13 protein-coding genes are annotated in these 14,647 nt (G+C 44.1%); 12 read left to right on the top strand and 1 reads right to left on the bottom strand.

Translation table 11 applies throughout. The features are described 5' to 3' along the window. Positions 1-67 precede the first annotated feature (67 nt). The 11 genes from IWT5_RS08640 (at position 68) to smpB (ending at position 13,021) form a co-directional block, all read left to right on the top strand. A complete protein-coding gene (locus tag IWT5_RS08640; protein WP_089109653.1) occupies positions 68-1,093 on the top strand; it encodes a sugar-binding transcriptional regulator in 1,026 nt (341 codons plus the stop codon). Between the two features lie 70 nt (positions 1,094-1,163). Continuing rightward, entirely contained in the window at positions 1,164-2,174 is a 1,011-nt protein-coding gene (gene gap, locus IWT5_RS08635) for a type I glyceraldehyde-3-phosphate dehydrogenase (RefSeq protein WP_089109560.1), read from the top strand. Positions 2,175-2,291: 117 nt separating this feature from the next. Continuing rightward, positions 2,292-3,494 (top strand): phosphoglycerate kinase, encoded by a 1,203-nt coding sequence (locus IWT5_RS08630; protein ID WP_089109559.1) that lies wholly within the window; start codon positions 2,292-2,294, stop codon positions 3,492-3,494. A gap of 158 nt (positions 3,495-3,652) precedes the next feature. Further along, positions 3,653-4,408, top strand: a complete 756-nt coding sequence (tpiA, locus tag IWT5_RS08625; protein ID WP_089109558.1) for a triose-phosphate isomerase — start codon at positions 3,653-3,655, stop codon at positions 4,406-4,408. Positions 4,409-4,506: 98 nt separating this feature from the next. Beyond that, on the top strand, positions 4,507-5,826 hold the full coding sequence (eno, locus tag IWT5_RS08620; protein ID WP_089109557.1) for a phosphopyruvate hydratase: 1,320 nt from the start codon (positions 4,507-4,509) through the stop codon (positions 5,824-5,826). A gap of 145 nt (positions 5,827-5,971) precedes the next feature. After that, the gene (locus IWT5_RS12315) at positions 5,972-7,300 is read left to right on the top strand and encodes a hypothetical protein (protein WP_143443095.1); all 1,329 of its coding nucleotides are present in this window, start codon (positions 5,972-5,974) and stop codon (positions 7,298-7,300) included. A gap of 116 nt (positions 7,301-7,416) precedes the next feature. Next, positions 7,417-8,955: a ClC family H(+)/Cl(-) exchange transporter gene (locus tag IWT5_RS08610; RefSeq protein ID WP_089109556.1), complete on the top strand. Its 1,539-nt coding sequence runs from the start codon at positions 7,417-7,419 to the stop codon at positions 8,953-8,955. A 118-nt stretch (positions 8,956-9,073) separates the two neighbouring features. Continuing rightward, complete coding sequence (secG, locus tag IWT5_RS08605; protein WP_089088157.1) at positions 9,074-9,310, top strand: preprotein translocase subunit SecG; 237 nt, start codon at positions 9,074-9,076, stop codon at positions 9,308-9,310. A 68-nt stretch (positions 9,311-9,378) separates the two neighbouring features. Next, entirely contained in the window at positions 9,379-10,128 is a 750-nt protein-coding gene (locus IWT5_RS08600) for an alpha/beta hydrolase (protein ID WP_089109555.1), read from the top strand. Between the two features lie 34 nt (positions 10,129-10,162). Then, the gene (gene rnr, locus IWT5_RS08595; RefSeq protein WP_089109554.1) at positions 10,163-12,526 is read left to right on the top strand and encodes a ribonuclease R; all 2,364 of its coding nucleotides are present in this window, start codon (positions 10,163-10,165) and stop codon (positions 12,524-12,526) included. A 24-nt stretch (positions 12,527-12,550) separates the two neighbouring features. After that, a complete protein-coding gene (gene smpB, locus IWT5_RS08590) occupies positions 12,551-13,021 on the top strand; it encodes an SsrA-binding protein SmpB (RefSeq protein WP_089109553.1) in 471 nt (156 codons plus the stop codon). Between the two features lie 69 nt (positions 13,022-13,090). Here the strand turns inward: smpB and IWT5_RS08585 are convergent, their stop codons facing one another. Continuing rightward, on the bottom strand, positions 13,091-13,666 hold the full coding sequence (locus IWT5_RS08585) for an LURP-one-related/scramblase family protein (RefSeq protein WP_089109552.1): 576 nt from the start codon (positions 13,664-13,666) through the stop codon (positions 13,091-13,093). Positions 13,667-13,919: 253 nt separating this feature from the next. Here IWT5_RS08585 and IWT5_RS08580 point away from each other — a divergent pair, with 253 nt between their 5' ends. Next, positions 13,920-14,645 carry a uracil-DNA glycosylase gene (locus tag IWT5_RS08580; protein ID WP_089109551.1) on the top strand — a complete coding sequence of 242 codons (726 nt, stop codon included), beginning with the start codon at positions 13,920-13,922 and terminating at the stop codon, positions 14,643-14,645. The last annotated feature ends 2 nt before the right edge of the window (positions 14,646-14,647 follow it).

Raw genomic sequence — 14,647 nt, 5'->3', positions numbered from 1 at the left:
CATGGGTCGCATTACGTCACCGTGGGACATAACATGTCCCAATGATGATAGAGAGTTGGTTAAGACTATGGACTTTGAGTGGAGATGGGTGAACGCGGTTGTTCCGAAAATGACCCACAAGCTGCTCAGACGCTATTCGATGCTGCTGACGATCAGACAGATGCAACCGGTCGGTCGACGGTCGTTAGCTGAAAAGATGGATCTGACTGAGCGAACAGTTAGAACTGATCTTGATAGTTTACTTGATACCGGTCTGGTTTCTATGCAGACGAACGGTGTCTGGCTAACGGATGAAGGTCAAGAAGCAGTGCTTAACTTACAGCCGGTGGTAGCGGATCTGACAGGCCTTCAGAAGAAGGAAACGCAGCTGAAAGCTCGTCTTGGCTTAACAAACTGTTTAATTGTTCCGGGTGATTCGGATGTTAAACAGGATGTTAAACGGGCGATGGGTAAGGCTGCCAATGATTTACTTCAGCAGCATTTACCCGTTGGTGACAGTATTGTTGCTGTCATGGGTGGCACCACAATGGCAGCGGTCGCGGAAACCCTGTCGTCAACGTTAGCCGAAGACCGGCAATTGACATTTGTACCGGCTCGGGGCGGTATGGGTGAATCTCCCGATATTCAGGCCAATACAATTTGCGCACGGATGGCTGAGGCAACAAAGGGCCACTTTCAAGCGTTGTATTTACCAGAATTAAGCTCCGAGTCAACCTCAACTTCTTTACGTCACGAGCCTGCAATTGCAAAAACCCTCGAATTGATTGACCATGCTAATGTGGCAATTCACTGTGTGGGTGATGCGATGGCAATGGCAAGGCGACGCCAAATGTCCGACGAAGTAATGGCAACTCTAGTGAAGCGGCATGCAGTAGGGGAAGCCTTTGGTGATTTCTTTGACCAGGATGGTCAGATTGTCTATCGGGTTCCCAAACTAGGCTTGTCGATTTCAGATCTTGATCGAATGGACCTGGTTGTTGCAGTTGCTGGTGGCCGTAGTAAGGCTGCTGCAGTCGAGGCATATTTCAAAATTCCTCCGGCCAAGACATTTTTAATCACGGACGAAGGTTTAGCTGACATGATTTTAAAGTAGTGATACTATGTACTAGTGTCGCTGTTTAAAATAATTATTTTTTCACTTCCTAAAGGAGGAAAACACAGTTATGACTGTAAAAATTGGTATTAACGGTTTTGGCCGTATTGGCCGTTTAGCATTCAAGCGGATTCACGAACTTCATTCTAACGAAATCGAAGTGGCAGCAATCAATGATTTGACTACCCCTTCAATGTTGGCTTACTTATTAAAGTATGATTCAACACATGGTCGTTTCCCTGGCGAAGTTTCAGCAACTGATAAAGGTATCGTTGTTGATGGTAAGGAAATCCCTGTATATGCAGAACCAAAGGCTCAAAACATTCCTTGGGTTAAGAACGACGGTGTTGACTTTGTTCTCGAATGTACTGGTTTTTACACTTCAGAAGAAAAGTCACAAGCTCACTTGGACGCTGGCGTAAAGCGTGTCCTTGTTTCAGCTCCTGCCGGTGCCGTTCGTACAGTTGTTCCAGGTGTTAACTTGGATACTTTACAAGCTGACGACAAGATCGTTTCAGCTGGTTCATGCACGACTAACTGCTTGGCACCATTAGCTTACTTCTTGAACGAAGAATTCGGTATCAAGGCTGGTACTATGACTACTGTCCACGCCTTCACCGCAACTCAACAAATTCTTGATGGCCCTCGCGGTAAGAAGATGCGTAACAACCGTACTGCAAGCATTAACACCATTCCTCATTCAACTGGTGCTGCTAAGGCTATCGGTCTTGTTGTTCCTGAATTGAACGGCAAGCTCCAAGGCCATGCACAACGTGTTGCTGTTGTTGATGGTTCATTGACTGAATTAGTTGCTGTCCTTGACAAGAAGGTTACTGCTGACGAAGTTAACGAAGCTATCAAGAAGCACACTGTTAACAACGATGCATTTGGTTACAACGATGATGAAATCGTTTCTACTGATGTTATCGATGACCCTCATGGTTCAGTATTTGACCCAACTCAAACTGAAGTTACTACTGCTGGTGACACTCAATTAGTTAAGACTGTTGCTTGGTACGATAACGAATGGGGCTTCACTTGCAACATGGTTCGTACATTGTTGCACTTTGCTTCACTTTAATCATTAATGAGTAAAAACTAGAAGGCGGAGGAGGGAGACTTTCTCCGCCTTTTACAACAATTGACTTGTACCATAGGTCACAATGATCAACTTGATATAAATCAGGAGGACTTAAAATTGGCTAAATTAACCGTTTCAGATTTAGATTTAAAGAGTAAAAAAGTCTTGATGCGTGTGGACTTTAATGTTCCCATCAAAGACGGTGTGATTGGCAATGATAACCGTATCGTTGCTGCCTTACCAACGATTCAATACGTGATCGACCATGGTGGTAAAGCAATCTTGCTTTCTCACTTAGGCCGGATCAAGTCTGAAGACGACAAGCCTGGCTTATCAATGCGTCCAGTTGCAGAACGTCTTTCAAACTTGTTGAACAAGCCCGTAACCTTTGTTCCTGCAACTGAAGGTTCACAGCTTGAAGATGCCATTAACAAGATGAACGATGGCGACGTATTAGTAATGGAAAACACCCGTTATGAAGACGTTAAGAACGGCGAACAAGTTAAGCGCGAATCAAAAAATGATCCAGCCTTAGGCAAATACTGGGCATCACTTGGTGATCTCTTCATCAACGATGCTTTCGGTACTGCTCACCGTCAACATGCTTCTAACGTTGGGATTGCTTCCAACATGCCACAAACCGCTGCTGGTTTCTTAATGGAAAAGGAAATCAAGTTTATCGGTGGTGCCGTTTCTCACCCAGCTCACCCATTTGTTGCTATCTTGGGTGGTGCCAAGGTTTCTGATAAGATCGGTGTTATTGACAACTTATTAGACAAAGCCGATAAGGTTATTATCGGTGGTGGGATGACTTATACCTTCTACGCTGCAAAGGGTATGAAGATCGGTAACTCATTAGTTGAAAAAGACAAGATCGATTTAGCTAAAGAGATCATGGACAAGGCTGGCGACAAGTTAGTATTGCCTATCGATTCAGTTGTTGCCGAAAAGTTTGACAACGATGCTGCACACAAGACCGTTGATGGTGACATTCCTGACGGTTACATGGCATTGGATATCGGCCCTAAGTCAGTTGCTTTATTTGAAGATGTTTTAAAAGATGCTAAGTTAGTTGTTTGGAACGGCCCAATGGGTGTGTTTGAAATGAGTAACTACGCTGAAGGAACACTTGAAATCGGTAAATTCTTGGGTACTTTAAGCGATGCAACGACCATTGTTGGTGGTGGTGACTCAACTGCTGCCGTTCAACAACTTGGTGTTGGCGACAAATTGACCCACATTTCTACCGGTGGCGGTGCCTCATTGGAATACCTTGAAGGTAAGACTTTACCTGGTATTGCTGCTATCAGCGAGAAGTAAATTGTTAAAAGAAGCTGGGATGATCTCCTGGCTTCTTTGCACATCTTGGTGAATATTGGCACTTCTAAAATTGATGGTGGGCTTCACTAGCTAAAACGTTTTCATTTCGATAGAATAGTATTGTGACTTTAAATGACTGAACAAAAGGAGCGTTTACTGTGCGAATACCACTTATTGCGGGTAATTGGAAGATGAATAAGTCTGTCAATGATGCTCGCTCGTTTATGCAAATTGTTTCAGATCAGTTGCCTGAACCGGATCAAGTTGAAACGGCGATTGCAGCACCTGCTATTTTATTGGAAACGATGATTGAAGCTAACGGTGCTGACCGATTAAGAATTGGTGCTGAGAACTGTTACTATGAGGATGCTGGGGCCTTTACCGGTGAGACATCGCCACAAGCCTTGGCGGAGATGGGCATTCCATACGTCATCGTTGGCCACTCTGAGCGGCGAAGTTATTTTAACGAAACGGATGATGTCATCAACCGAAAAGTTCATGCGGTTTATCGCAACCATATGACACCGATTTTGTGCTGTGATGAAACGATGGGCCGACTGGAAGCCGGTGAAAAGATTCACTGGGTCGTTAGTCAGGTCACAGGTGCCTTAAAGGGTGTTAGTGATACTTTGGCGCGTCAGTTGGTCATTGCTTATGAACCAAGTTGGGCAATTGGCAGTGGTAAGTCGGCCTCAGCGGATCAAGCTGAAGAGGGCTGCTATCTGATTCGTCAGACCATCGCTGATTTGTACGGTGATGACGTTGCCAACGAAATGCGTGTCCTATATGGCGGTAGTGTCAACCCAGACAACATTTCTCAGATTATGGCTAAGCAAAATATTGACGGTGTTTTAGCCGGTGGCGCGAGCCTTGATCCGGAAACTTTTCTACAATTGGTACACTACCAAAAATAAACTACAAATAGTAATTGCAAGTTCAAAGGTAAACTAATAAAATAGACTGCGGGGAAACTGTTTCCCGCTAGGTTAAACATTCATAAGGAGAGAATACAATGTCAATTATTTCTGATATTTACGCACGCGAAGTCTTAGACTCACGTGGTAACCCAACTGTTGAAGTTGAAGTCTACACAGAAGCCGGTGCAGTTGGCCGTGGAATCGTACCTTCAGGTGCATCTACTGGTGAACATGAAGCCGTTGAATTACGTGATGGTGACAAGAGCCGTTTCGGTGGCAAGGGTGTTACTAAAGCTGTCGACAACGTTAACAACATCATTGCTAAAGAAATCGTTGGTTACGATGTAACTGACCAAATTTCAATCGACAAAGCTATGATCAAGTTAGATGGTACTCCTAACAAGGGTAAGCTTGGCGCAAACGCCATTTTAGGTGTTTCATTAGCTGCTGCCCGTGCTGCTGCTGATGAACTTGAAGTTCCGCTATACAACTACTTAGGCGGCTTCAACGCTCATGTACTTCCTACTCCAATGATGAACGTTATCAACGGTGGGAAGCATGCTAACAACAAGGTTGATTTCCAAGAATTCATGATCATGCCTGTTGGTGCACCAACTGTTAAAGAAGCTATCCGGATGGGTGCTGAAACTTTCCACGCCTTGAAGTCAATCTTAAACGACCGTGGATACTCTACTGCCGTTGGTGATGAAGGTGGTTTTGCACCTGACTTGAAGAACAACGAAGAACCATTCGAAATCTTAGTTGAAGCTATCAAGAAGGCTGGCTACAAGCCTGGCAAGGACGTCGCAATCGCCTTTGACTGTGCCTCATCAGAATTCTACAACACTGAAACTAAGACTTACGACCTTAAGGGTGACGGTAAGTCATACACTGCTGAAGAATTTGTTAGCTTGCTTGAAAGCATCGTTGACAAGTACCCAGTTGTTTCAATCGAAGACCCATTGGACGAAAACGAATGGGAAGACTGGCAAATGGCTACTTCTCGCTTAGGCAAGAAGGTCCAAATCGTTGGTGATGACTTATTCGTTACTAACACTGACTACCTTGCAAAGGGTATCAAGATGGGCGTTGCTAACTCAATCTTAATCAAGCTTAACCAAATCGGTACTTTAACTGAAACTGTTGAAGCCGTTGAAATGGCTAAAGAAGCAGGTTACACTGCTATCATTTCACACCGTTCAGGTGAAACTGAAGACACAACAATTGCTGACTTAGTTGTTGCATTGAACGCTGGTCAAATCAAGACTGGTTCAATGAGTCGTGGCGAACGGATCGCTAAGTACAACCAATTGATGCGTATCGAAGATCAACTTGGCGAAGTTTCAGAATACAAGGGTGTTCACTCATTCTACAACTTGAGCGAACAAGCTCGCGAAGCTATCCAAAACAAGTAAGCGTGACTGAGGACTATTAGTCCTACGTTATGACGAAGGCCTCTAATGATGATTGTCATCATTAGAGGCCTTTTTTATTTTCCCAGCATTAATTGACTGGCTTTGCGTAGTTAATGGCATTACGAGAGAGGAGTCTGATTTAATCATGAAGTTTAGTCGATTATTACTGGGAATTTCAATGGTCATTGGGATGGGGGTCACTAGCGTGCAGGCAGCGGCTAGTACGCCAGATCCTGAATTTTCATCCTATGTATTAACGTATGATGTGACCAGGAAGGTAAGGGACGCTGGTTCGGACTGGAGAAATTTGCCAACAGAGTCAAAAACAGTTTCAGTTACAAAATCTGTAAAAGGTGTGACAGGGTTTAGTGATAGTAAATTGAGAACGTATGATATCTCATCTTTTTATCCAGATTACACCAATACCACTATGGCTGGTATACGGATTGCCCCCATTATCATTCCTAAGGGGGTGGACACGTTTAAGGCTGGTTTAATGATACGTGCGGATACCGAAAGGCCTAAATTAAGGTACGTTTTGGAAAACCCTGATGCAACAAGAAGTTCAAAGCAATTTACCGAATATGTTTACTCAACGGGAACTGTGGATGGCTTATGCCAACCGGTTTTAAGTGACGTGCTCAAAACCGATTATAGTTTAGGGGAGAATAAAGCGGTTGTCATCAAGCGAAACATGGCACCAATTCAAACCATGATTCATCGAAATCAGATTAACTATCAAATTTCGTATGAAACTGAAGAAGGTCAAACGCTAAGTAATCAGGGCTTGGATACAAATCTGACTGTTTCGTATGATCAGGCAACTAATGAACTTGCGCAGCTTTCTGATCGGGTCACTGAAACGGGGTATCAGATCCGATCACGTCAAGTTACTTACGATGAAAACGGGCAAGGGACCGTCCATTTTAAAGTTGAGAAAAAGACAGTGGATAAACCCAACCCGGAGCCTAAACCAGAGCCGCAACCGGAACCACAACCACAACCAGAACCAGAAGTTAAACCGGAACCTAAGCCCGAACCACAACCCGAACCACAACCAGAACCGGAAGCTAAGCCAGAACCTCAACCAGAGCCAGAAGTTAAGCCACAACCGCAACCTTATCCCCAACCAGCACCTCAGCCAAATCCAGGAGTGGGTAGCAATCCAATTCATATTGAGGATACTCAGTCACAGGAGCTAGAAAATTTAGTGAGAAAACTGAAAGATCTGATGAATCGGTATGCTAAATTATTGGAACAACAATCTTTACAGGTCAAAAAGGAATCAAATAAGCATCATAAGGCGAAGCAAAAACACAGTAAACCAAAGAAGCATCATAAACAAGCTAAAAAAAACAGCAAAACTAAAAAGCATCATAAACAAACCAAGAAAAATAGCAAAGTCAAGCAGCGTCATTATCGACATCAGCATCAAATTACAAAACACCATCTTCATCACAAAGCCAGACGTTAATGGTTTAACACCGCTGCGAAAGATTTGAACATTTAAGAGTAAAAGCCTGATTTTGCGTCAGGCTTTTACGTACATATGATAAAATAATAGCCGAACGAAAATGTGAGGGGCTTATGATGAACGATAAACAACGAAAAAAAATCGATTTTTCTCGAATTAATGCGGTGGCACAAGGAATTTTCATTGGGTTGATCGCCGGGGTAATTGTGAGCATCTTTCGCCTGCTGATTAGCCATGGCCTATTATTGGTCCAGTGGTTCTTCCGACAGGCCAATCATAATCTCTGGCTACTAGGTGTTTGGCTCATCATTAGTGTCGTGTTAACCTTTATCATTGGCCGGTGGTTAGGCACAACACCAGAAATTAAGGGTTCGGGTATCCCACAAGTTGAGGGCCAGTTAATGGGTGAAGTTGAATATAAGTGGTGGCCAGTACTGTGGAAGAAATTTGCTGGCGGTGTACTGGCAATTGGCAGTGGTCTGTTTCTAGGTCGTGAAGGGCCCTCGATTCAATTAGGTGCAACTGTTGGGCAGGGATTTGCTGCTAGTCGAAAGATTTCTGGCAATAAACGGCGAATTTTGATAGCAAGCGGTGCGTCTGCTGGTCTGTCTGCAGCCTTCAATGCGCCAATTGCGAGTTCGCTCTTTGTTTTGGAGGAAGTTTACCATAATTTTTCAACGATGGTTTGGATCACCGCGTTGGCTAGCGCCATTGCAGCTGATTTTGTTTCAACTTTCTTTTTTGGCTTAACGCCTGTTTTACATATAAATTATGTGCATGTTTTGCCACTCGGTCAGTATGGCTGGCTTATTTTACTAGGTGTGTTATTGGGCCTATTTGGCCGGTTATATCAAATTGTCGTTTTGCGGGTTGATTCCTGGTATCATAAATTCAAATGGCTACCTGATCAATACAACAGTCTGATTGCCTTCGTATTGCTGATTCCAGTTGGGTTATTTTTACCCCAAATTCTAGGTGGCGGTAACCAGTTGATTATCTCGATTGGCGGTCAAGCACCGGGAATTTGGCTGTTATTGATTGTTTTTGTGGTGCGGTTTGTTTATTCCATGATGGCTTATGGGACGGGATTGCCCGGCGGTATTTTCTTGCCGATTCTCACCCTGGGAGCCGTTTTGGGCGCACTGTTTGGCCAGATATTAGTGACGGTTCATCTGGCAAGCCCAGCTTTAGTCCCTATCTTTACGATCACTGCAATGGCTGGTTATTTTGCTGGAATCAGTAAAGCTCCCTTTACGGCGATCCTGTTGATTACTGAAATGGTGGGGACCCTTCATCATCTCATGCCGCTGGCAGTGGTTTCTCTGTTGGCTTATTTAACGGTAGATGTATTAGGTGGCACTCCAGTCTATGCGGCAATGCTTGAAAAATCGCTTCAGAAGGAGCATCAAGGTCAATCACAACCAGTGACCCAATTAGAATTTCCGGTGTTTGAGAATGCCATTATGGATGGTAAACAGATTCGTGAAGTAGACTGGCCAGACGGGGCCCTGCTGGTAGAAATAAAACGCGGCGAACGAGTGATTGTGCCACATGGCGATACGGTCATCCGGTTGGGAGATACGTTACTCTTAAACGTGCCACAAAAAAAGCTTTCAAACATCAGACAAAAAATGAAACAATTAACGGGTGAGTAAAGGTGTACGGTGTCCGTCAGTACCACAATTTGTGCCTTAGGCTAGTAATCTATCTGTTTTTATGATAAATTGTATAGAGGTATTGTCGGAGACAAAGTAGTAACTAGGAGGCAATTTCTTGTATAATTTACTGTTAACATTACTGATGATCGACAGTGTTCTTATTATAATCGCTGTGTTAATGCAACCTGCAAAACAAGATGACGCCATGTCTGCCTTAAGTGGTGGCGGTACAGATTTATTTTCCCATCAGAAGGCACGTGGCTTTGAAGCATTTATGCAAAAAGCAACTGTAGTTTTGGGAGTTATCTTCTTTGCGCTGGCGTTAGCATTAGCCTATCTATCCTCACACTAGCACTAGATCCTCCTGTGATGAACACAGGGGGATTTTTGACTTTTCTGCCACTGACCGGAGGTGAATAAATGATGATTCAGTTACCGAAGCCTTTCTTTTTCGAAGGCGGTCCGCAAGCAATCGTCCTATTGCATGCCTATGCCAGTAACTCTAACGATGTTCGGATGCTTGGCCGTTACCTTCAAAGGCAGGGTTACACGATACTTGGACCCATGTTTACTGGTCATGGGACTGGTGAACCAACCGATATTTTGACTAAGGGTTCTCCCGATGCATGGTGGCAGGACACACAGCAGGCAATCCAATTTTTAAGAGACGAACAATACAAACAGATTTGCGTGTTTGGCCTCTCGTTAGGCGGAATTTTTGCCATGCGCGCTTTGGAAGATGATGCCAGTTTGCTTGGCGGAGGTTCCTTCAGTTCACCAATCTTTACGTCACAGAAAAATAATTTGAATCCAGAATTCGTTAAGCTGGCGAAGGCAACCTATCACTATATGAAAGTTGATAGCACCACGGAGCAGCAACGATTGGATTGGCTGATGACTCATTTACCGGCGCAGCTTGATCAAATTAACCAGTTTGCTGGGCAGGTTGCTAGCAAACTTGGTAAGATTGAGCAGCCAACTTTTGTTGCTCAAGGCGGTCAAGATGAACTGATCGACGCCCAAAAAGTGTTCGCACTTCGGGATGCTCTGATCAATAGTCCGGTTAGCTTTCATTACTACGAGGACGCGGGTCATGTGCTTACCGTGAATAGTGCCCATCATCAACTTGAACAGGATTTAACAGCATACTTAAAACGGATTTTTAACTAATCACAATAAATCAAGAATTAATGAGGAATAAATTTTGGAAGAAAACAATTTAAAGCAACAAATTACGGATCTGCTCCGAGCAAATCCAACTAAGAAGTTCCGGGTAGAAGATGTTTCTGACGCCCTTGGCTATCACGGCTCAGCTGCATTTAAGCTGATCGTGCAGGAATTCGCACGTTTGGAACGTGAAGAAATTGCCGCGGTTACCAGCGAAGGTGAATTTCAATTAAACGAAAAAGCGAGAACACTTAACGGTGTCTTCCATGCTAATGATAAGGGCTTTGGCTTCGTGGCCTACGATGATGAATTGCCAGATGCCTACATTGCACCTGACAACACCATGCTTGCATTAAACGGCGACGAAGTGGATATGGAAATTGTCCGGGCAGCTGATCCGCACTCTGACCGGGGTCCTGAAGGCAAGGTCACAGGGATCGACGTCCACCATTACACACACGTGGTGGGTGCCTTTACGCAAACGGATGATGATATGGGCTATTATGGCCAGGTTCGCTTGACTGATAAAAAGTTGTCGCGGTACAAGTTTTACGTGGTCGATACTGGACTCAAGCCAACTCCAGGTGAAGTCGTGACGGCCGAAATTACCGAGTATCCCAACGCTGATCATCCATTAGCAATGGTTGGGATTGCTAAGAAGGTTATCGGTAGTGTTGACGATCCCGGGATCGATATCTTACAAATCGTGTACGCTCATGATATTCCATCAGAATTTCCTGAGGATGTTTTACAGGAAGCTGATGCTATTCCAGATCACGTGACGGAAGCAGAACTGGCTGGCCGTGAAGATATTACTGATCAGGACCTGGTTACGATCGATGGCGAGTCGTCAAAAGACTTGGATGATGCCGTTACTGTTTGGAAGATGGATAATGGTAACTATCACCTTGGTGTGCACATTGCTGATGTGTCTCATTATGTCAAGGAAGGGTCATTGCTGGATCAGGAAGCCTACAAGCGCGGAACCAGTGTCTATCTGACCGACCGTGTGATTCCAATGCTGCCCCGTCGTTTATCAAACGGCATTTGTTCCTTAAATGAGGGCGTTTTACGGTTATGTATGAGCTGTGAAATGGAAATTGATCCGGAAGGTCATGTTGTTAGCCACCGTATTCATCCAAGTGTGATGAAGTCAACGGCACGGATGACCTATACGGATGTTAACAAGATTCTTGAAGCTCATGACGACGCTACTCGCGAACGTTACGCACGGTTAGTGCCAATGTTTGAGACGATGGGCGAACTGCATAAAATTTTATATAAACAACGTAAGCGTCGCGGTGCCATTGATTTTGATGATCACGAAGCAGAAATCATTGTGGATGAAACGGGTCACGCAATCGACATTAAGCTTCGGGTTCGTGGCTTAGCCGAAAAGATGATTGAATCATTCATGCTGGCTGCCAACGAAACGGTTGCTGAACACTATAACAAAGCTAAAGCACCATTCATTTACCGGGTTCATGAAACGCCAGATGGCGAACGGGTCAAGAGCTTCTTCGAATTCTTAACGGCCTTTGGTATCAACGTTAAGGGTGATCCAGATCACTTGCAGCCAAAGATGCTTCAGAATGTTTTGAAATCAGTTGCCGGTAAGCCTGAAGAAGCGGTTGTTTCCGTTATGATGCTGAGAAGCCTGAAACAGGCGAAGTACACGGACCAGTCGCTTGGTCACTTTGGGTTAGCAGCCAAGTACTATACCCACTTTACTTCACCAATTCGACGTTACCCGGATACCATGGTTCACCGGTTAATTCATTTTTATGAAGAAAACGGCATTAATGCAAAGAGTAAGGAGCGCTATGCTGATTTACTCGAAGAAATTGGTGTGCATTCTTCAGAAATGGAGCGTCGTTCAATCGATGCAGAGCGGGATACTGATTCAATGAAGAAGGCCGAATACATGGCCGATCACATTGGTGAAGAATTTGACGCAACGGTTAGCTCCGTTATGAAGTTTGGGATGTTCATTGAATTACCAAACACGGTTGAGGGTCTCATCCATATTAGCCGTTTAACGGATGATTACTATGAATACGTTGAAAAATATTTGGCATTGGTCGGTCGAAAAACGCACCGGACATACCGCATTGGTCAACCCGTGAAGGTTAAGGTCGTCAACGTGGATAAGGAACAAAGTCAGATTGATTTTGCGTTAGTTGATCCTTCAGCCGCCCCCGTATCCGACTTGTTGCCTAAACGGGAACATCGTTCATATGCGGGTAACCGTAATCAACGCAATGGTCGTCCAAACGATCATCGTCGGCCTCAAAATGGCGGTAACCGTAATAATCAGAATAACGGCCGCAACAAGAATGTCCATCATACGCGGAATCAGACACAGTCTGGTAACCGTCAAAACCACAAACCAAGTCATTAATATTTAAAAGTGAGGTGAGGACTGTTGGCAAAGAAAAAAACACCAACTGACAAAAATGTCATGGCGCAAAATAAAAAAGCTCGGCATGATTATAGCATCCTCAATACCTATGAAGCTGGTCTTGTCTTAACTGGAACTGAAATCAAATCAATTCGAGCTAAGCGGGTTAATTTGACGGATGGTTTTGCTCAGGTTCGTAATGGTGAAGCATGGTTAATGAACATTCACATTAGTGAGTATACTCAAGGAAATCGATTTAACCACGATCCGTTGCGTAATCGAAAGCTGCTTTTGCATAAGAAAGAGATTGCCAAACTGCAAGGCGAAACTCAAGATAAAGGGATTACGATCGTTCCACTGCGAATTTACATTAAAAACGGTGTGGCGAAGGTTTTACTTGGCGTTGCAAAAGGGAAACACGAGTACGATAAGCGTGAGACGCTCAAACGACGTGAACAAGACCGTCAGATTGCTCGAGTGATGAAACATTATTAATAAGCACAATTAAAAAGGTCGCTAATCAGTATCTGCTGATTAGCGGCCTTTTTGAAATCTTCAAAATAATTAGTGCAGTACCCGGTGCCAGGCTTGATTATTAGCATAGTGCCAAGCGCGGCTCCCACGTAAGCCAAGCTGACGTTTCAGGGAAGCGTGCCAAGCCTGTGCAGGATTCTTGAGTTGACTGTGGCCACTAGCCCAATGGTCTAGGGTGGCCGCTATGCAAACGCAGATCGGTTCTAGACTTTGAGAAATAATTTGCATTTCGCGAAGGTCACCATCGCTGCGTGAAGTCATGATCGTTGTGGTACCATGATAAATTTTATAATTGCCACTGACAAAGTTACCAACAATAATCCAGTGGAGGTTATTGATATAAATCATTTCGTTAAAGAAGCCAAGGTGTTTAGAAATGGCGCCGACCTTATTGCCCTGGTAGTAGATATCAAAATGGGGAAGTAAACCCAACGAAGTTTGACGAAGTTCAGCCAGTAGGTCGCCACTAATCTGATACAGTGAAAGTGCGTCTTGGTGACGGCCCCATTTACCGATTAACAAGTAAATGGACCGTTTATCCGCGTCTCGGACAACACTGGCCCCCTTTGCAGACAAACTGTCTTGTCGAATATACAGTGCGCGCATGGAGACCCTCCTTCATTTTTACCGTAAATTTACAACGATATTACTTACCTTTTATTCTAACATGGATAGTCGTTAAGTTGAGCGTTAGCAACCGGCTATTTTAAAGTTTTAGCGAATCAAAAGCAGGTTTTGTTTGAAAGGTGAATTAAATTTATTATTGGTGACTGGCGCCGCATACAAATGAACGACTTTTCGTGGTTATCACTAATAATTCGTGAAAATCTATGATAGAATGAACGTTGAGGTGTTGGGAATGAAACCGTTTATTCATAATGATTGGTGGCCGGTTTTAGAACCGGAGTTTAAGAAGGCCTACTACCAAAATTTGCACGCTTTTCTCGTTCATGAGTATCAGACACAAAACATCCATCCCGATATGTTTCATATTTTTGAGGCATTCGAATGGACGCCATTTTCAAAGGTCAAAGTCGTTATCTTGGGACAGGATCCCTATCATGAGCCTAATCAAGCCCATGGGCTAAGCTTTTCAGTTTTGCCAGGGGTTCAGATTCCGCCGAGCCTTCGAAATATTTATAAGGAATTGCAGTCTGATTTAGGCATTAAACCCGTTAATCATGGCTATCTTGAAAAGTGGGCAAAACAGGGTGTGCTCTTATTGAATTCAGTTTTGACCGTCCGCAATGGCCAAGCCTTTTCCCATAAGGGTAAGGGCTGGGAACAATTAACGGATGCCGCTATTCATAAGCTATCAGAAAGGCCAACGCCCGTAGTTTTCATCCTATGGGGCAGAGCAGCGCAAAGCAAGATCAGTTTGATTGATACGAAGTCAAATATCGTGATTCAATCGGCTCATCCGAGTCCTTTGTCAGCTAACCGGGGCTTCTTTGGTTCCAAACCATTTTCAAAAACCAACATCGCATTAGAGTCATTAGGAGAAACACCAATTGACTGGCAGTTGCCTGAGCACGTTACTGCTGAGGAATCAACACCACAGCAAGAGGCGTCAAGAGAGAATTGACT

The sequence above is a fragment of the Secundilactobacillus mixtipabuli genome, assembly GCF_002217925.1.
GTDB lineage: Bacteria > Bacillota > Bacilli > Lactobacillales > Lactobacillaceae > Secundilactobacillus > Secundilactobacillus mixtipabuli.
The sequence above is the reverse complement of the archived record's forward strand: the minus strand, read 5'-3'. Positions and strand labels throughout refer to the sequence as shown.